This window comes from Rhizobium sp. BK196 (assembly GCF_014193255.1).
Taxonomy (GTDB): Bacteria; Pseudomonadota; Alphaproteobacteria; order Rhizobiales; family Rhizobiaceae; genus Rhizobium.
The window spans coordinates 345,178-364,663 of record NZ_JACHZB010000002.1 but is presented as its reverse complement, the minus strand read 5'-3'; the positions used below and the strand labels follow the sequence as shown (position 1 = coordinate 364,663).

Sequence of the window (19,486 nt, the reverse complement as noted above, 5' to 3'; positions counted from 1 at the left end):
GAGGTGTCCGTCCTCGATGCGATATCGGGAAAGATGTCGTGAAATTGAGAAGACGAACGCCTATATACGTCACTCGAGTCTGTTTGAAAGGAAATCCGTCATGACTATCAATGGAAGCCTGCTCGTCGCGGGATCGGAAAAGCGCGGCACGCGTGGCGAGCTCTACGGTGTCGAAGCAGCCACGGGGATGGCGCTGCCCGTCTCTTTCGGTGGCGCCTCCGCCGAAGACGTCGAAGAGGCGACGAGGCTTGCATGGGAGGCCTTCGCCTCCTACCGCGAAACCGATCTGGAAACACGGGCTGCCTTTCTTGAAACCATTGCCAGCGAGATCGAGGCTATCGGCGACGAGCTGATCGTGCGGGCAATGGCGGAAACCGGACTTCCCCGCGGGCGTCTTGAGGGCGAACGCGCTCGCACGACAGGACAGCTACGGCTATTTGCGAAAGAGGTTCGCGAAGGCCGGTTCCAGGAGCTTCGTTTCGATGGCGCCGATCCCTCCCGCAAGCCGGTTCCGAAGCCCGATCTTCGCCTGCGCAACGTTCCCCTCGGCCCGGTCGCGGTTTTCGGCGCATCGAACTTTCCGCTCGCCTTCTCGGTCGCCGGCGGTGATACGGCGTCTGCTCTCGCGGCAGGATGCCCCGTCGTCGTCAAGGCGCATTCCGCTCATCCGGGCACGTCGGAACTGGTCGGCCGCGCCGTACAGCGCGCGGTTGCCAAGGCTGGCCTGCATGCCGGCACGTTTGCGCTTCTCTTCGATACCGGCTTCGAGGTCGGACAGAAGCTGGTGGCCGATGCCAGAATCCGCGCCGTCGGCTTCACCGGTTCGCGCCGCGGCGGAACCGCGCTGATGAAGATCTCTTCCGAGCGCAAGCAACCGATCCCGGTCTATGCCGAGATGAGCAGCATCAACCCGGTCATCTTCTTCCCGAACGCGCTGAAAACCCGCGCAGCTGAGATCGCAACGGCATTCGTGAGCTCGCTTGTCCTCGGCGCCGGACAGTTCTGCACCAATCCCGGCCTCATTCTTGCCATCGATAGCGAAGGCCTGGACACTTTCATTGCCAAGGCGCGGGAGCTTCTGCCCGATGTCGGAGCCCAGACGATGCTGACAGGCTCCATCGCCAAGGCATTCTGTGATGGCGTTGCCCGGCTGGAAAAGCATCCCGAAGTCCGGCTCGTCGCCAATGGCAAGCCCGGCAGCGAATTCGAAGGCACGGCCGCTCTCTTCGAAACGACGGCCGCGGCATTCCTTGCACATCATGAGCTGCAGGACGAGGTTTTCGGTGCAGCCGGCCTTATCGTGCGCTGCCGTGATCTCGCCGAACTCGAGCGCGTCCTCGACGGCCTCGAAGGCCAGCTGACCGTTGCCTTGCACATTACGAGCGAAGACGAACAGGACGCAAAGCGCCTCGTTCCCAAGCTGGAAATGCTTGCCGGACGCCTGCTCGTGAACGGCTTCGGAACCGGCGTGGAAGTATCGCCCGCCATGGTGCACGGCGGCCCCTACCCGGCAACGGCCGATGGCAGATCGACCTCCGTCGGAACGCTCGCCATCTACAGGTTCCTGCGTCCGGTCTCGTATCAGGACTTTACGACAAACCTGCTTCCGGCGCCGCTGCGTTGATCGAGTAGAGCAGCCGGACCCTAATCCGAAAAACCGGCATTTGAAATTGCACCACGGGCGCTCGGGCGGCCCGTGGTGCGCATTTGCAAAACCTCAGTCTCAAAATCGTCATTTTGCCGGTGACATCGGCACCATTCTCTGCAAGAAAGAGTGCCGTTGAGAGACAGGGGCGCCTGTTCGCAAGAACTGGCTGAGAAGCACCCTTCGAACCTGAACCGGATAATGCCGGCGGAGGGAGTCGCTCGGGTCGCAGTCTGCTTCGTTGCACGATCGTTCCCGCGCCTGCCCCGCCCGAAAGGGGTACTATGGAGAACAAGACACCCGGAGCTTTGTTGACGGCGATGCGCACCAAGCCGCCGCTCGTGCAGTGCATCACCAATTATGTGGCCATGAACATCGCTGCCAATGTGGTGCTTGCGGCGGGTGCATCGCCTGCCATGGTCCACTCTGCCGAGGAAGCGGGCGAGTTTGCCGCAATCGCCGGCGCTTTGACCGTCAATATCGGCACGCTCTCCACCCAATGGATCGACGGCATGCATGCGGCGGCAAGGGCTGCAAACGCGAGCGGCAAACCTTGGGTCCTCGATCCGGTCGCCCATTATGCGACGTCCTTCCGCCGCAAGGCAGTCGCCGATCTGCTGGCGCTCCGTCCGACGATCATCCGCGGCAATGCTTCAGAGATCATCGCGCTTGCCGGTGGTGAGAGCCGTGGCCAAGGTGTCGACAGCCGTGACCCGGTTGAGCAGGCTGAAGCTTCCGCGCGGCTCCTTTCCGAACGGCATGGCGCGGTCGTCGCAGTCACCGGTGTGGTGGATTTCGTGACGGATGGCGCACAAGCGCTGCGCATCGAGGGCGGATCGGCACTGATGCCACAGGTGACTGCGCTCGGCTGCTCCCTGACCTGCCTGACGGGCGCCTTCGCCGCCACCGTTCCCGCCGACCCCTTCGCGGCTGCTGTCGCCGCACTTGCCACGTTTTCGGTCGCCGGTGAAGAAGCCGCGAAAAATGCGGATGGCCCCGGCTCTTTCTCCTGGCGTTTCCTCGATCAGCTTGCCGCGCTTGATGAAGCAAAGCTCGATGCAAAAATCAGGATCATCGCTGCATGAAACGCTTCGATCTTTCCCTCTATCTGGTTCTCGACCCCGATCTCTGCGCCGGAATCGGCATGATCGAGACGGCGCGGCTCGCCGTCGCCGGCGGTGCAACAATGGTGCAGCTTCGCGACAAGCGTGGCGGAACGGCAAGGATGATCGAGACCGGCCTGGCGCTCAAGGAGATCCTGAAGGATACGGGCGCCCTGCTTGTTATCAACGATGACGTGGAAGCGGCCATTGCAATCAGCGCCGATGGGCTGCATATCGGTCAGGACGATATGGGACCTGCCGCCGCACGTGCGATGATCGGCCCGGACATGATCCTGGGTCTCTCTGTTGAGACTGAGGCGCTGGCTGCGGCAATCGACGCTGGAATTGTCGATTATGCCGGGATCGGGCCGGTATTTGCGACGCCTACAAAGACCGACCATAAGCAGCCGATCGGTTTCGATGGGTTGGCGAGACTTGTAAAGGCTGCGCCCGTTCCAACGGTTGCGATCGGAGGCCTGAAGAGCGAACACGCCGGTTCCGTCTTTGCGGCAGGAGCCGATGGGCTTGCTGTCGTCTCGGCGATCTGCGGCACACCCGACCCGAAGGCCGCGACAGTTCGCATTGCCGAGGAAATCCGAAAGGTCCGCCAATGATCCGTAACGTCCTGTCCATCGCCGGTTCCGATCCCTCCGGAGGGGCCGGCATCCAGGCCGATCTCAAGGCTTTCTCGGCGCGCGGCGTCTATGGCATGGCGGCGCTGACGGCACTGACGGCGCAGAACACGCAGGGTGTGACCGGCGTGCATCTCGTGCCGCCGCACTTCGTCGCCCAGCAGATAAAAGCGGTCTTCGCCGATGTACGCGTCGATGCGGTCAAGATCGGCATGATCGCCAATGCCGGCATTGCCGAAGCGGTTGCCGAGGCGCTGACGCCTCACCGCGGTATTCCCATTGTCGTCGATCCTGTCATGATCGCCAAGGGTGGGGCGACGCTCCTCGACCCGCAGGCCGTCGATGCGCTGACGCGGCAGCTGTTGCCGCTCGCCACGCTGCTGACCCCAAACCTGCCGGAAGCCGCCGCGTTGCTGCACGAAGAGGTTGCCGAAAGCCGCGAGCAGATGGCGTCGCAGGCCGAACGCCTGCGTACCCTCGGACCCGCCGCGGTGCTGGTCAAGGGCGGCCATCTCGGCAGTGTCGAAAGCCCCGACGTGCTGTCGACGGCCTCTGGCCTGCACTGGTTCGAGGCGAAACGCATCCCGACCAAAAATACACACGGCACGGGCTGCACCCTCTCCAGCGCGTTGGCCGCCGAGCTTGCAAAAGGCGCATTGCCGCAAATGGCCGTGGCAACCGCCAAAGCCTATCTTGCGCAGGCAGTCGCTGCCGCAGGCGAACTGACAGTCGGTTCCGGCCATGGACCTGTCCATCATTTTCATAGCCTGTGGAAAGACGCCAGTATTTAAGCCGAATCACATTTCGAGCATTGTGAGACGGCCTGGTCAAACCGGGCCGTTGCAGTGCGGATCCAATGTGTGCTTCAACGATTCGCGAATGCGCCTGCAGCCGCAGTCGAAGATATCCGCCACTGCTCCATCGTGTCGCAGGAGGGTGTCACGAAATACGAGCGCGACCATTTCATGCGCATGATCTAAGCCTTGCTGGCTTCGACCGTAGCCCTATGCTAGGGGACGGTCCCCTTCAGCGAGACGAAACTGCCATGCTTCCCTGGATCCAGCTCGATTCCGCGACCATTCCCGGCGAAGGCGGGCAATTGCGGCTGAAGCAGCGCGGATCCGAATTTTCGATCATGCTCGGCACCAATGAGCTGATGAACAGCCGCCTCAGCGGCTCGGAAGAAGCACTCGCCACCCTGTCCTTCGAGCGGATCAAATCGCACCCGAAGCCGAAGATCCTGATCGGCGGGCTTGGCATGGGTTTCACCCTGCGGGCTGCCCTTGCGGTCTTGCCCGAGGATGCCGGTGTTGTCGTCGCCGAACTGATCCCGCAAGTTGTTGCCTGGGCACGCGGACCGATGACGGAGGTGTTCAAGGGCTGTCTCGACGATCCGCGCGTGTCGATCCATCAGGGTGATGTCGGCGAGGCGATCCGCGCCGGAAAGGCCGCTTACGATGCGATCCTTCTCGACGTTGATAATGGCCCCGACGGCCTGACCCGCAAGTCCAATGACCGGCTCTATGACTATGCCGGGCTGAAATCCGCTCGCGAGGCGCTCCGCCCCGGCGGCGTGCTTGCCGTCTGGTCCTCGGGGCCTCATCCATCCTTCACCCGCCGGCTGAAGGAGAGCGGCTTTGCTGTCGAGGCGATCAACACCCGCGCCAACGGCAAGCGCGGCGGTGCACGGCATGTCATCTGGCTCGCTATGAAGCCCACCCGCTGATCCGACGTCCGGAAGGCACGTCATCTCGCGTGGCCGCTGGGCAATAAATTGCGCCTTTCTCTCACAAGGCGACGGAAGCGCACTCAAGAGAGCTTGAGATTGATGCGATAATAATCGTATCCCATAGGTCATGGATCGCGAAGACGAGGAGGTCTCGCGGCCGCTCATCGGCTGGAGGCATTTCATGCCAGCCCTCGATTGGATACGAGTATGCGCCTTTCAGACTGCCATAATTTCCATGACTTCCGCCGTCTTGCCAAGCAACGCCTTCCCGGGCCGATCTTCAATTATATCGACGGCGCGGCGGACGATGAGGTTACCTACAGGCGCAATACATCTGCTTTCGAGAGTTGCGATCTTCTGCCGAGCGTGCTGCGCGGCGTCAGCGAAGTCGACATGTCGGTCACCGTCATGGGCCAGAAACTCGCCATGCCGGTCTATTGCTCGCCGACGGCCCTGCAACGGCTCTTTCACCACGAGGGAGAACGCGCGGTCGCGCATGCCGCCGGTAAACTCGGCACGATGTTCGGCGTGTCGTCGCTCGGCACGATCAGCCTGGAAGAGGCGCGTAAGATCAGCAGCGGACCGCAGGTCTACCAGTTCTATTTCCACCGGGATCGCGGCCTTAACAACGAAATGATGGCGAGAGCCAAGCAGGCTGGCGTGCAGGTGATGATGCTGACCGTCGACAGCATTACGGGCGGCAACCGCGAGCGCGACAAGCGCACCGGCTTTGCCATTCCCTTCAAGCTCAATCTGTCGGGCATGGCGCAGTTTGCCGTCAAACCCGCCTGGGCCATCAATTATTTCACGCACGAGAAATTCCGCCTGCCGCAGCTCGACAGCCACGTCGACATGGGCAGCGGCACGATGTCGATCAGCCGCTATTTCACTGAAATGCTTGATCCCGCCATGAACTGGGACGACGTTGCCGACATGGTGAAGACCTGGGGCGGGCAGTTCTGCCTAAAGGGCGTCATGACGGTCGAGGATGCCAAGCGCGCCATCGATATCGGCTGTACCGGCATCGTGCTTTCCAACCACGGCGGGCGTCAGCTCGACGGTTCGCGCAGCGGCTTCGACCAGCTTGCGGAAATCGTCGAGGCTGTCGGCGATCGGATCGATGTGATGGTCGATGGCGGCATCCAGCGCGGTACCCATGTGCTGAAGGCCCTATCGCTTGGCGCCAAGGCCGTCGGCGTCGGGCGCTACTATCTGTTCCCGCTTGCGGCAGCTGGCCAGGCAGGCGTCGAACGGGCGCTGCTGCAAATGCGAACCGAAATCGAGCGCGGCATGAAGTTGATGGGCTGCGCCTCGGTCAGCGAGCTTTCGGCCGGCAATCTGCGTTTCCGCGCCTCTTGATCTTCATCGAGAATGACGCGGTGCCGTTCCTTGGCCGCCATGGCGACCGCTCAAGGCGGCCAAGATAATCAGTGGCGACCACCGGTAAACTTCGCCATTGAATGCCGCTCGTTCTGACGCTATATAACGTCAGTATATACGGCATGGAGATGAAAGATGGGCCTCGCACAATATGCAGATGACGGTCTGTTTGCGCCGCGCAAAATTGCCGATGCCTTCCGCACGACCAGCGAAGAGATCGCCCGCACCGCCGGGCTTGGCAAAGACGCGATCCAGCGCAAGGACCGGCTCCGCTCCGACAAGACGCAACGGCGCCTCCGCGAAATGATCGAAGTCGTCAACAAGGTCGAACCTCGCTTCGGCTCGACGCTGATGGCCTATGCTTGGTATCGCTCCGAGCCTCTGTCAGGCTTTTCGGGCCAGACCGCCATGCAGCTGGTTCGCGACGGGCGGGCGGACGACGTTCTTGACTATATCGACGCGATCGATGCCGGCGTTCACGCCTAACCCCGGCCATGCACTACAAAGGAAAGCTCTATCGAGCGCTAAACCCTGTCTACGCGCGCGAGCCGCTCTCTGGGCGCGGTGCCGAACTCTATGGCGGTCGGTTCAATCCCAAGGGAATGCCGGCGCTCTATATGTCCCTGTCCGTTCTGACTGCGCTCCGGGAAGCCAATCAGGTGGGCAGCCTGCAGCCGACAACGCTCGTCGGTTACGAAGCTGATGTCGAGCACATCTTCGACAGCAGGGACGAAATCGCCCTTGAGGAGCAGGAAATAGATGGCGCTGCGATAGCCGCGGCCAGCTGGCGTGATGAAATGAAGGCACGCGGAGAAGCCAAAACACAGGCCTTTGCGCGCAAGCTTGCGTCCGACGGCTATCACGGCCTCCTGGTCAGAAGTTTTGCTCCGGCCGCCAGAAATGATGATCTCAACCTGGTACTCTGGCGATGGAGCGACACAGCTCCTTGCCGCCTGACGCTGATTGATGACGAAGGCAGATTGTCCTGACCACCAGGCACGATCAGCGCCAGCATATCCGCCGGCGCTGATCATAGCGGTGCCTCAGGCGGCGCGCGCCTTGTTCGGCCGCGCCCATTCCGGCAGCCAGTCGCCGTGGCTGGCAAGCAGGTCGTCGACCAGCGACCAGATCTGGTCGAGATCGAGCTCGGCCGCTGTGTGCGGGTCCATCATCGCAGCATGATAGATATGTTCCGGATTTTCCGTCATCAGCGCCTGGACCGTCAGTTCCTGGACATTGATGTTGGTGCGGATCAGTGCGGTCAGCTGCGGCGGCAGGTCGCCAATATAGGTCGGCTGGATGCCGGAGGCATCGACGAGGCAGGGTACCTCCGCAGCACAATTTGCCGGCAGAGAAGTAATGCAGCCATTGTTGCGGACATTGCCGTATATGACCGAGGGCTCTCCGGTCCAGACCGAATTGATGATCGAGGAAGCATATTCCTTCGATTCATTGACCTCGATCGTGTCGGCCGAACGATAGGCTTCCGCCTGGCCCTTCCAACGGGCGATCTGCTCGATGCAGCGCTTCGGATATTCGTCGAGCGGAATGCCGAATTTCTCGATCAGGTCTTCGCGGCCTTCCTTGATGAAGTAAGGCGTGTATTCGGCGAAATGCTCCGAGCTTTCGGTGACGAAATAGCCAAGCCGTGTCAGCATCTCATAACGCACCTTGTTGGGGCAGCGCGGGTTCCAGCCGGGCTTCGGCGCACGCCCTTCGCGATAGGCGCGCACGAGATCGGGATAGAGGTTCTTGTAGGAACCATCCGGCTGGCGATGCTCGAACTTCAGGTAGAAGGCCATGTGGTTGATGCCGGCCGAGCGGTAGCGGATTTCGTCATAGGGAATGTCGAGATCGTGAGCGAGTTCCATCGCCGTGCCCTGCACGGAATGGCAGAGGCCGATCTGCTTGATGTCAGGGTATTTCTCCGCGATCGCCCAGGTGTTGATCGCCATCGGGTTGACATATTGCAGCATGATGGCATTGGGGCAGACGGCGCGCATATCCTCGCAGATCTTCCACAGATGCGGCACGGTTCTGAGGCCACGCATGATGCCGCCGACGCCGAGCGTGTCGGCAATCGTCTGACGCAGGCCATATTTCTTCGGCACTTCGAAATCCGTGACGGTGCAGGGTTCGTAGCCGCCGATCTGGAAGGCGACGACGACGAAATCGGCGCCGGATAGTGCCTTGCGCTGATCGGAATAGGTTTCCGCCTTCGCCTTCACGCCGAGCGTCGAAATCAGCTTGTTGACGACAATGGCGCTTTCTTCCAGCCGCTGCGGGTTGATGTCCATGAGCGCAATCGTGGCCCCCGACAGCGCCGGACGCTGCAGGATATCGCCGACGATATTCTTCATGAAAACGGTGGAGCCAGCTCCGATGAACGTTATTCTGGGATTTGCCATATGAACCTCCGGCATTCTGAAATCAGGCTACCTCGAAAGCGGCTTTGACGAGCCGTTCGGTGTAGGGTGTCTTGGGATTGGAAAGGACTTCGTTGACGGGTCCCTCTTCCATGATCTTGCCATGCTGCATGACGATGACACGGTGGCAGAGGGCGCGCACGACCTTGAGGTCATGCGAAATGAACAGGTAGCTCAGGCCTCGCTCATCCTGCAGCTTGCGCAACAATTCGATGATCTGCGCCTGGACCGACAGGTCGAGAGCCGAGGTCGGCTCGTCAAGCAATATGAATTCCGGCTCCAGCGCTATCGCCCTTGCAATGGCGATGCGCTGGCGCTGGCCGCCGGAGAATTCATGCGGAAAGCGCGACAGGATATTGCCCGGCATGCCGGCGGCAATCAACGCCTCGCGGACCCTGTCCAGACGTTCGCCCTTGGTGGCGCCGAGCTTGTTGACGACTAGCCCCTCCTCGATGATCTGACCGATCGTCATGCGCGGATTGAGGGAGGAGAACGGATCCTGGAAGACGATTTGCATGCGTGAGCGCAAGGGGCGCATCTCTGCCCGTGACTTGCCGTGGATCGGCTGCCGGTCGAAATAAATCTCCCCATTATTGGTGTCGTTGAGCCTGAGAATAGCCTGGCCGAAGGTGGTTTTTCCCGAACCGGATTCACCGACGAGCCCCAGCGTTTCGTGTCGCCGCAGTGTCAGATTGAGACTGTCGACGGCGACCAATTCGCGCAGTTCCGGCCTCAAGAAGCCACCATGGCGCAGCATAAAGGAGACGCGCACGCCACGGGCGTCGAGAATGATATCCGACCCTTCCGGCAGCGGGTTGGCCTGGCCGCGCGGCTCGGAGGCTAGGAGATGCTTGGTATAGGGATGCTGCGGATTGGCGAAAAGCTGCTCGGTCACATTGTGCTCACGCATCTCGCCATGCTGCATCACATAGACATAGTCGGAGAACTTGCGCACGACCGTCAGGTCATGGGTGATCAGGATCACTGCCATCCGCAATTCCGTCTGCAGATTGCGGATGAGATTGAGGATCTGCGCCTGAACGGTCACGTCGAGTGCCGTCGTCGGTTCGTCGGCAATCAGGACATCGGGATCATTGGCAAGCGCCATCGCGATCATCACGCGCTGGCGCTGGCCACCCGAAAGCTGGTGCGGATACTGCAGCAGGCGCGCCTCCGGATCGGGGATCTGTACCTGCTTCAAAAGCTCCAGCGCTTTGGCATTGGCCTGTTTGCGGCTCATTTTGCGGTGGACGCGGATCGCTTCGACGATCTGGCTGCCGATCGTGTAGATCGGGTTCAGCGAACTCATCGGCTCCTGGAAAATCATCGAGATGCGGTCGCCGCGCAGCCTGCGGCGGGCCTTCTCGGAGAATTTCAGGATATTGTTGCCGTCATATTCGACGCTCGAGCGCGGCGAGATGACAGCACGCTTGGACAACAACCCCATGACGGTACGGGCCGTCACTGACTTGCCGGAGCCGGATTCACCGACAATGGCGATCGTTTCGCCGCGATAGAGCTGGAAGGAAATGTCCTTCACCGCTTCGACGGTGCCATGCTCGACCTTGAAATTCACGCCGATATTGCGCGCATCGATAACAGGGCTTTCCTTGCGGCCGTCGTGATCATGACGGACAGGCGGGGCGAAGGAACTGACGAGAGCAAGAGCCATCTTCATCACCTCAATAGGGGTCGACCGCATCGCGCAGACCGTCACCTAGCGCATTGAAGGCGAAGACGGTAATCAGCACGAAGGCGACGGGCGAGAGAATCCAGGGATAGGTTCCGATGACGGAATAATTCGCCGTATCCTGCAGCATCAGCCCCCAGGAGATCAGCGGCGGCTTTACGGCAAAGCCGAGGAAGCCGAGGAAGGATTCGAGCAGCACGACGCTCGGAATGTGGATGGTGACGGCGACAATCACGTGGCTCATCACATTCGGAAAAATATGCTGGAAGATGATGCGACGGTCGGTGGCACCAACGGCCATTGCTGCCCGCACATATTCGATACGCGCCAGCGCCAGCGTCTTGCCGCGCACCTCGCGCGACATTTGCGCCCAGCCAAGCGCCGACATGACGAAGATCACAAAGGCGAGGAAGACATTGGTCGGTGCTGTGATCGGGATCAGTGATGTCAGCGCGAGATAAAGCGGCAGCTGCGGGAAGGCGAGCACCAGCTCGACGAAGCGCTGCACCCAGACATCGAAGGCGCCGCCATAATAACCCGACACCATACCGACGGTGGTGCCAACGACGGTGACGATGAAGACCACCGTCAGCGCAATCATCAGCGAGATGCGAGAGCCGATAATGGCGCGTGACAGCACGTCACGGCCGAATTTGTCGGTACCGAGGAAATGCACCGGCTCGCCATCGACCGTGCCGAAGAAATGACGATTGGCCGGGATGAGACCGAGCAGATTATAGTCCGAACCCTTGACGAAGAAGCCGAGCAGACGCGGATTGTCGTAATCCAAGCCGACCACGGGCTGGAAAGTGACTGGATCAAGCTCTTCGGAATCCGCCAGCGCGTAGACGCGCGGCCAGACGAGGTTGCCTTCCTTGTCGTGAATGCTGATCAGCTGTGGCGGCGCAAAGCCGACATCGGTCGCCTTCGGATCCATCGGCGCGAAGAAATCGGCAAAGATTGCCATGATGATCAGGAGCCCGACGAGGATGAGGCCGATCATGCCGGTCCAGGAGCGTCGCAGCCGGCGCCAGACCAGCGCCATATAGCTCTCATTGCCATGGCCGGTATTCTTGACAGTTTCCTCGTGCGGCGGCGGCGGTGTGGAAGAGTCGAAGGCAAACATATCAGGCTCCTCCATATTGACGGACCCGTGGATCGAGCATGGCAAGCAGCATGTCGGCGATGATATTGCCGACGATGAGCGTGGCCGACAGCACCAGCATGAAAGTCGCGGTGACATAGACGTCACCGATCGCCATCGAGCCGACGATCGCCGGACCGACGGTCGGCAGGGCGAAGATGATCGCCGTCTCGATCTCGCCGGTCAGCATGTAGGGAAGCACGACGCCCTGATACATGACGAGCGGATGCAGCGCGTTTGGAACGGCGTGGCGCATGACAACCGCGCCGCCCGAAAGCCCTTTGGCGCGCGCCGTCTCGACATATTGGGCATTCAGCGTGTCGAGCAAGTTGCCGCGCATGACGCGCATATTGTAGGCGAGCCCGCCGAAAGTGGCGATCGCGACGACCGGCCAGACGTGGCTCACAAGATCCATAAATTTCGCCCAGGACCACGGCGCTCCGCCATATTGCGGCGAGAAGAAGCTGCCGATTTCAGTCACGTTGAACTGGAAGACGAGCAGATAGACGATGATCAGCGCCATAAGAAAGCGCGGCACCGTCATCCCAAGGAAAGAGATGCCGGAGAGCAGGCTGTCGATCCAGCTATATTGGCGGGTCGCCGCCCAAATGCCGAAGCTGATACCGAGGATGGACGCGAAAATGTGGCAGACCAGCGCCAGCGCCAGCGTGCGCGGCAGACGCTCGCCGACCACGTCGGCAACCGGCTTGTTGTAGAACATGCTGTAGCCGAAATCGCCTTTGGTCACGATTCCCGTGATCCAGTTGACGTACTGGATGACCAGCGGCTGATCGAGGCCATGTTCGACGCGATAGGCTTGAGCCTGGGCATCGGCCTGCGCGAAGGAAGCTCCGCCCTGATTGATCAACTGCGAACGGATGTAATCGGCATAATCTCCTGGCGGCGCCTGGATGATGGCGAAGGTCACCACGCTGAGGATGAAGAGGACGGGGATCGCCGAGGCGATACGCATGAGCAGGAATCGTAACATCAGACGGTTCGCTTCTCCTTGCCGCCAGTCGCTCGTCTCAGCGCGGCCGGCTTGTTGATTCTGACCGGCCGCGCGCAGCACGCGCGACCGGAAGCTCTTGTCGTTCGGGAGGGAGCTCTTAGTTTATCGGGCCCTTGTCCCCGGGCTTACCGGGAAGCTGTTGAGGGAAGAGTTCGTATTTGCCCTGCTTGTCGGCGGCCACCCACACACGCTCGCGGATGATGGAATCCTCTGCCCAGTTGAACATCATGATCGGCGTACCCTCGGGAATGTTCGAGAAACGCTTGTTGATGATCAGCGCGCCCGGGTATTCGGTCAGGCCGACAGTATCGACGTGTTCGGTCGCCGTTTTCTGATACTGCTTCATGAGTGCCACGCGTTCGTCATTGTCCTGGCTCGTGCGGAACTTGTTGACGATGTCGGCAAGCTCCTTTTCGTAAGGCAGGAGGTCGAGCTGATTATCCTTGCCGGCGCGGTGGTGCCAGCTGGTACGCGGGCCGACAGCGGCAAGCTGTTCGGTGTTCTGCACCACGGAGGCGAGCTCGGTTGTGTTGCGCTGAATCAGCCAGTCGAACTGGCCGGCATAGTGCGCGTTATCCCGCTTGGGGCCATCAAGAGCATTGATGATGATCTTGATGCCGAGCTTCTCCATCTGGCCGACGACACCTTCGGCAAGGCTCTTGTCGGTGGTGTAGTCATTGTTGACGAGAAGTACGATCTCGACATTCTTGCCGCCAGCTGTTCCGGCCGGGAAGTTCACGAAGCCATCGCCGTCAGTATCCTTCAGGCCGACCTTGGCGAGCAGCGCCTTGGCACCCTTTAGATCGAAGGGATAGTAGACGGTCGAGTTGCGATCATAGAAGCTCGTGCCGGAGGAAAGGCCGCCTGCATAAATTGCCGTGAACGGTCCCTTGACGAGGGAGTCGCCGATCGCCTTGCGGTCGACCGCCATGGTTATCGCCTTGCGGAAGTCCTCGTTGCGGTCGAGTTCGCGGATCGCCTGACTGCGGGCGTCGGGATCACCCCAGCCATTGCCCGACAGGTTCATGCGCAGATTATAGCCGATGAGGCGCGGGCCGAAGGCGAGACGCGCCGGAGCGGTCTTTTCGGCCGCACGCTTTAGCGAGGCCACGAAGTTTTCCGGCTGCTCGAGGTTCGAGAAGTCGGCAGAACCGGCAACGGCCTGCACGTCACGGTCGGCCCAGGTCGAGAGCTTGTAGTGCAGTTCGTTCAGATAAGGCAGCTGATTGCCCTTCTCGTCGACCTTCCAGTAATAGGGGTTGCGGCGCATGACGATGATATCGTCAGGCCGGTATTCGACCGGCACCCAGGCGCCCATGACCGGCATGTTCATGAATTCCGGCGGGAAGGCGTTCTTGAACTGGTCGTAGGTGTTCTTCGAATATTTCGGATGCTGGGGTTTGAGAATATGCGACGGACCCGGGCAGAAGTTCGGATAGGCCATCGTATAGAGGTACTGCTTCGGGAAGGCCTCCTTGAAGGTCCATTCGACCGTGTAGTCGTCGATCTTCGTGAGTGTCGTTCCCTCGCCGAAGGCTTCCGGCGACGCACCGCCGCCGAGCGGCGAAACGTTCGGATCGATGACTTCGTCTTCCCAATAGAACATGAGGTCATCGGCATTGAAGGGCGCGCCGTCGGACCACTTCGCACCCTCGATCAGGTGCATGGTCAGCTTGTGACCATCCTGCGACCACTCCCAGCCCTTGGCAAGGTTCGGCAACGGCTCGGTATCCTTAGCCTCCACCTGGAAGAGCGGTGCCGTGCGCGTCAGGCATTCGGAGAGGCCGATATCGATGCCGCCCCAGCCCTGCGTCTGGCCGGCGCCGTAGTTCCAGCCTTCCGGCCGGCCGCCAATGACATGGCGCATCACGTCGCCATAGACGCCGGGACCGTCAGGCATGTTCTCGGTCTTGAAGACCATTGGTTCCTTGGGCAGGCGATCCTTGACCGCCGGCAGCTTGCCGCTATCGACGAAATTCTTCGTCACCCAGTCCGGCTCGTGATATTCGGGCAGCGCCTTGAACTCCAGGATGGAGTCACGCGACACATATTTGATCTTGCCTTCCGCCGGGAAAGCCGGCGGTGCCGGCGGTACCGTCGGCTCGGACGCGTAGGCATTCAGGGCCGCGACTGAAACGCCAAGCGCCAGTCCGGCCAGGATGCCGATCTTACGGAAATTCCTCATCGTCTCTCCCTCTTTGTTCCGGAGCGCTTGCATGCGTCTCCGCTTCTCCTCAAACGACGATGAAGGAAGCCTGTATACCGGTGGCCTTCCTCCCGAAGAGCCGCCGCAGCCTCCCTCACCCTGATTTAGACGGCCTGCTTCAGCGCCGCCTTTTCGACGCGAAGCTCCTCGATCGAGCGGACATGGCGGCGCGCAGCCCCTTCCCACTCCCGCGTCTTTACCTTGGAATTTGCCAGCCTCTCCTTGGCGGCAGGGACGGCATCAGCATATTGCGGCAGCCAACGGGCCTGGGCAACGACCATTTCGTCGACCATCTGCCAGACCTCTTCCGGCGTCGAGACGGCACCGACCAGCGGATCGTGCAAGACGGCGAGCTTCAGGAGATCGATATCGCCGGTAACAGCCGCATGCACAGACATGCGCTGGACATTGATCGACGAGATGCAAGTCGCAGCACAGGCTTCCGGAATGGTAATGCCGGAGACCATGTTGATGCCGAAGCGATCGACGAAGCCGGGCGACTCGATGATGGCATCGGACGGCAGGTTGGTGATGACGCCGGTGTTCTTGACGTTGAAATGACCGCGATAGACCCGGCCAGTCTCCAGCGCCTCCAGGATATGGCTCGCATGTTCGTTGGAGCGCTTGGCCGGATCGATTGGTTTTTCGGCCGAGGCGAGGAATTGCGGGAATTCCGTCTCGAACCAGTTGCGGGTCTCCGTCGAGTGACGCAGATAACCGCCGGTTTCGCCATGGATCCAGTCCGACATATCGATCCAGCGGGTGATTTCGTCCGGTCGCTTGCGATACCAGGGCAAGTATTCGGAGAGATGACCGTTGCTTTCCGTCGAATAGACGCCGAAGCGCTTCAAGACATCGATGCGCAGTTTCTCCTGCTGCGAATAGACCGGGTGCGCCTCGAAGGCAGCGACCAGCTCATCCTTGCCGATCTTTCGGCCGTTAAGGCGCAGATCGACAAACCAGGTCTGGTGGTTGATGCCGGAGCAGATGTAGTCCAGTTCGCCCGGTGAGTTGGCTCCGAGCACTTCGGCGATCTGTTCGGCGCCGTGCTGGACCCCGTGGCAGAGGCCGACCGTATCGACCTTGCCATATTCGATGGCCGCCCAGGTGTTCATCGCCATCGGGTTGGCATAATTCAGGAACTTCGCGCCCGGTGCCGCAACCTCGCGGATGTCCTTGCAGAAATCGAGAATGACCGGAATATTGCGCTGGCCGTAGAGAATGCCGCCGGCGCAGATCGTATCGCCGACGCACTGGTCGATGCCGTATTTCAGGGGAATTCTGATGTCGTCCGCATAGGCTTCCAGACCACCGACGCGCACGCAGCTGATGACATACCGTGCGCCTTCCAACGCCTTGCGACGATCTGTCGTGGCCGTCACCTTGGTCGGCAGCTTGTTTGCCTCGACGATCTTGTCGAGGATCGCCTTGATCATCTGGAGGTTATGTTCGCTGATGTCGGTCAGAGCGAATTCGATGTCTTTGAATTCCGGCACGCAGAGAATGTCCGTGAACAGCTTCTTGGTGAAGCCGACGCTGCCCGCACCGATAATAGCGATTTTGAAACTCATATCCTTCACCTCGATCCGATCAAATGCTAGGTAAAAAGACGGCATAGGAGGATTAGGCGGCATGCTTTCGCACATCGTCTGAAAATACCGGGAAATAGTGCCTGTATTCCTCCCGGCCGTTCTTTCGACCGCGATCTCTTCCTCTTGTGAGAGGGGATTATGCGCATATTCGCAGGAGCAGCCAGAGAAGGATTATGCTTTCGAGGGTAATTTTGTGCTGCATGATTTGATCGCCAACGGCCAATCGATGAGAACCGTTTCGCTGCCGCGCGGACGCCAGCGTCTGCATGCCATGCCCACAAGCGCTGGTTACGAGGTTCGTGAAAACGAGACCTATGATTGGGACGGCAGAAAGCGCGGTCTGACGCCCTTCACGGTGCTGCAGCATACGATCAGCGGCACCGGCCGCTTGCGCTATCAGAATCGCAATTACAAGCTCCAGAGCGGCGACACGATGATGGTGCTCGTCCCGCACAATCATCGCTACTGGCTGGAAAAAGGCGAGCGCTGGGAATATTTCTGGATTTCCATGAATGGCGAGGAGACGCTGCGCATCCACAAGATGGTGCTGGCGCTCGCCGGTCCGGTCCTCAAACTGCAGCAATCGACCATCGACCATCTGGCCGATTGCAGCCTGCGTCTCGTCAAAGGCGCAAATACGCCGGGCGCGGCCTCGGCGATTGCCTATGAGGCAGCGATGGCGCTTTACGACGATATTTTCGGCTCTTCCGCATTCGCGGCCGAGCAGAGCGCCATGCAGCCGGTGATCGATCATATCAATGCCAATCTGGAAAAATCGCTGCCGGTCAGCGAACTCGCAGCGATCGTCGGCCTTAGCCGCGCACACTTCTCCCGCAGCTTTGCCGAAAGCGAAGGTATCCCGCCGGCCGAATATGTGCTGCAGCAGCGTTTGCAGCGCGCCGCAAAGCTATTGACCAAGGCAGATTTCCTGCCGGTCAAGGAAGTCTCGATCATGTGCGGCTTCGAAGACGCAAACTATTTTGCCAAGGTCTTCCGGCGCGTTTATGGCATCACGCCGACCGAATTTCGCACGACCGGCATGTATGCGAGCATCGGCCGCAGTCGGTAGGTTTGATTGGAACGAAGCGTCTCGCGCGAGCGGTAAAAGCCGATTTCGGCAAAGCATTTGGGGATTGTTAATCAGAGGTGCCTAATATAGGATCCCGGCGCGCCGAAGTTGCACTATAGTTGGGTTCGACCTTTTAGGATTCAACTGGAGAAAGCCTTGGATATGCGAAGGAATCGTGCGGCTCGCTCGCCCCTCGAAGATACAGAGGCAAAAGCTCTGCACCCCGTGGACAGGCTTTTGTTCTTCGATCGCGACTTTAATCCGGTCGAGGATTTGCTGGGCAATGCGCTGCCTGCTTCCGTCAAACCGGCGATGTCCTTTTGGGAGCAGTTCCCAGAGCTAGACAAGTCTGAAATCATGCCTGCCGTTCATTCGATCGGCGACACTGCCCTAACTTTACGAATTTTGCGGGATCCGCACAGGCCCGGGTCGGACGGCATCACGATCTACCGGATTGGAGATTTCTTTGCTGTCGTTCGGTCTGAGGAACGAAGCGAGGATGATCTTGCAACCCTCTTGCATTTGGCCACTCACGATCCGCTGACCGGGCTTCCGAACCGACGCCAGTTCAGTGACGATCTCGCCACCTCACTGCACGAGACGACGACTTCCAACGAAGCTCTCTCTCTGATGCAGCTCGACCTTGACGATTTCAAGCCTGTAAACGACACGCTTGGGCATCCGGCCGGCGACAAGCTTCTTCAGCTTGCCTCCAGCCGCATTCAGGGGTGTCTTACCAGCGACGACAGAGCCTACCGGCTGGCAGGTGACGAATTCATGGTTATTTCCATGGGCTCGGGGCATCCTGCCAAAGGACACCGGCTGGCAGAGGCTTTGGTTGATGCGTTCAAAAAGCCGTTCACGATAGACGGCATCGCGCTATTTGTCGGTGCAAGCATCGGTACATCTGCTGCTCCGCTGGACGGAATAAGTCCAGAGCAGCTCATGAAGGCGTCTGACGTCGCGCTTTACGCGGCGAAGAAAGAAGGACGCGGCCGCGCAAAATCCTTCGATCCCTCAATGCTCGAATCGCTGGAGCAACGTGAACTTCTGCGCCGCAGCCTACGCATGGCCCTCGCCCAACAGCAATTCTTCATCGAGTACCAACCCATCGTCGAAAGTGGTCGCATTTTCGGCTTCGAAGCGTTGCTGAGATGGCGCCATCCTCTGCTTGGAACGATTACTCCGGCGGCCTTCATTCCAATGGCCGAAGCTGATGGATTAATGCCGGAAATAGGGGCCTGGGTTTTGGAGCAGGCATGTCGCGAGGCGATGAAGTGGCCACAGAACTACACCGTCGCTGTCAATTTATCGGCCGCCGAATTCTTGACAAGCGGCCTCACCGACCGTGTATCCCATACGCTCGATTTAGTCGGATTGCCCCCCGACCGTCTGGAACTTGAAATAACGGAAAGCGTACTGCTCGAGCGAACCGTCAACAACATCGACACGCTGAATACTCTAAATGTGCTCGGGATACGGATCTCGCTTGATGACTTCGGAACCGATTATTCCTCCCTCAGCTATCTGAAGACATTCCCCTTCGACACGATCAAGATCGACAGGTATTTTATTACTGATCTCGAAAGCGACCTGAAAAGCCAAGCAATCGTCCGCTGCGTCGTTAATCTCGCACATGACCTCCGGATGCGGGTAACAGCCGAAGGGGTCGAGACCTCTGGTCAGGCGAAATGGTTGCGCAGCATCGGCTGCGACAGGCTTCAGGGCTATTTGATCAGCAGGCCGCTTTCGGTTGAGGCGATTGGCGAGTTCGTCACCCAGGCAGAGACATCCTTAGGCCAGATGCTGCCATAGCGAAGAACCGATTTTTCGTCGTGTTTTATCTATGGCATGCATT

General features: G+C 59.9%; 16 protein-coding genes and 1 riboswitch. Of the genes, 10 read left to right on the top strand and 6 right to left on the bottom strand.

All coding sequences use genetic code 11. The features are described from left to right. Positions 1-100 precede the first annotated feature (100 nt). The 8 genes from FHT78_RS08300 (at position 101) to FHT78_RS08265 (ending at position 7,478) form a co-directional block, all read left to right on the top strand. The gene (locus FHT78_RS08300) at positions 101-1,624 is read left to right on the top strand and encodes an aldehyde dehydrogenase (NADP(+)) (protein WP_183742450.1); all 1,524 of its coding nucleotides are present in this window, start codon (positions 101-103) and stop codon (positions 1,622-1,624) included. 155 nt (positions 1,625-1,779) lie between these two features. Next, positions 1,780-1,878, top strand: a riboswitch (TPP riboswitch). 51 nt (positions 1,879-1,929) lie between these two features. Continuing rightward, the gene (gene thiM, locus FHT78_RS08295) at positions 1,930-2,730 is read left to right on the top strand and encodes a hydroxyethylthiazole kinase (protein ID WP_183742448.1); all 801 of its coding nucleotides are present in this window, start codon (positions 1,930-1,932) and stop codon (positions 2,728-2,730) included. After that, entirely contained in the window at positions 2,727-3,362 is a 636-nt protein-coding gene (thiE, locus tag FHT78_RS08290) for a thiamine phosphate synthase (RefSeq protein ID WP_183742446.1), read from the top strand. Before thiM ends, thiE begins: the two co-directional genes overlap by 4 nt. Beyond that, positions 3,359-4,171, top strand: coding sequence for a bifunctional hydroxymethylpyrimidine kinase/phosphomethylpyrimidine kinase (thiD, locus tag FHT78_RS08285; protein WP_183742444.1), 813 nt, complete (start codon positions 3,359-3,361; stop codon positions 4,169-4,171). Before thiE ends, thiD begins: the two co-directional genes overlap by 4 nt. A 254-nt stretch (positions 4,172-4,425) precedes the next feature. Beyond that, on the top strand, positions 4,426-5,106 hold the full coding sequence (locus FHT78_RS08280) for a hypothetical protein (protein ID WP_183742442.1): 681 nt from the start codon (positions 4,426-4,428) through the stop codon (positions 5,104-5,106). 210 nt (positions 5,107-5,316) lie between these two features. Further along, positions 5,317-6,468: an alpha-hydroxy acid oxidase gene (locus tag FHT78_RS08275; protein ID WP_183742440.1), complete on the top strand. Its 1,152-nt coding sequence runs from the start codon at positions 5,317-5,319 to the stop codon at positions 6,466-6,468. A 156-nt stretch (positions 6,469-6,624) separates the two neighbouring features. Beyond that, the gene (locus FHT78_RS08270; RefSeq protein ID WP_183742438.1) at positions 6,625-6,975 is read left to right on the top strand and encodes an MbcA/ParS/Xre antitoxin family protein; all 351 of its coding nucleotides are present in this window, start codon (positions 6,625-6,627) and stop codon (positions 6,973-6,975) included. 8 nt (positions 6,976-6,983) lie between these two features. Continuing rightward, the gene (locus tag FHT78_RS08265) at positions 6,984-7,478 is read left to right on the top strand and encodes an RES domain-containing protein (RefSeq protein WP_183742436.1); all 495 of its coding nucleotides are present in this window, start codon (positions 6,984-6,986) and stop codon (positions 7,476-7,478) included. A 54-nt stretch (positions 7,479-7,532) separates the two neighbouring features. Here the strand turns inward: FHT78_RS08265 and FHT78_RS08260 are convergent, their stop codons facing one another. The 6 genes from FHT78_RS08260 to FHT78_RS08235 all read right to left on the bottom strand — a co-directional run bounded on the left by FHT78_RS08260 (position 7,533) and on the right by FHT78_RS08235 (position 16,538). After that, the gene (locus FHT78_RS08260; RefSeq protein ID WP_183742434.1) at positions 7,533-8,897 is read right to left on the bottom strand and encodes an alpha-glucosidase/alpha-galactosidase; all 1,365 of its coding nucleotides are present in this window, start codon (positions 8,895-8,897) and stop codon (positions 7,533-7,535) included. Between the two features lie 22 nt (positions 8,898-8,919). Then, the gene (locus tag FHT78_RS08255) at positions 8,920-10,587 is read right to left on the bottom strand and encodes an ABC transporter ATP-binding protein (RefSeq protein WP_183742432.1); all 1,668 of its coding nucleotides are present in this window, start codon (positions 10,585-10,587) and stop codon (positions 8,920-8,922) included. 10 nt (positions 10,588-10,597) lie between these two features. Next, positions 10,598-11,731 carry an ABC transporter permease gene (locus tag FHT78_RS08250; protein WP_183742430.1) on the bottom strand — a complete coding sequence of 378 codons (1,134 nt, stop codon included), beginning with the start codon at positions 11,729-11,731 and terminating at the stop codon, positions 10,598-10,600. Between the two features lies 1 nt (position 11,732). Next, complete coding sequence (locus FHT78_RS08245) at positions 11,733-12,740, bottom strand: ABC transporter permease (RefSeq protein WP_183742428.1); 1,008 nt, start codon at positions 12,738-12,740, stop codon at positions 11,733-11,735. Between the two features lie 118 nt (positions 12,741-12,858). Next, positions 12,859-14,946, bottom strand: a complete 2,088-nt coding sequence (locus tag FHT78_RS08240) for an ABC transporter substrate-binding protein (protein WP_183742426.1) — start codon at positions 14,944-14,946, stop codon at positions 12,859-12,861. Between the two features lie 125 nt (positions 14,947-15,071). Continuing rightward, a complete protein-coding gene (locus tag FHT78_RS08235; protein WP_183742424.1) occupies positions 15,072-16,538 on the bottom strand; it encodes an alpha-glucosidase/alpha-galactosidase in 1,467 nt (488 codons plus the stop codon). 214 nt (positions 16,539-16,752) lie between these two features. Here FHT78_RS08235 and FHT78_RS08230 point away from each other — a divergent pair, with 214 nt between their 5' ends. Next, a complete protein-coding gene (locus tag FHT78_RS08230) occupies positions 16,753-17,628 on the top strand; it encodes an AraC family transcriptional regulator (RefSeq protein WP_183742422.1) in 876 nt (291 codons plus the stop codon). Positions 17,629-17,790: 162 nt separating this feature from the next. Beyond that, entirely contained in the window at positions 17,791-19,443 is a 1,653-nt protein-coding gene (locus FHT78_RS08225) for a bifunctional diguanylate cyclase/phosphodiesterase (protein WP_183743446.1), read from the top strand. Positions 19,444-19,486 lie beyond the last annotated feature (43 nt).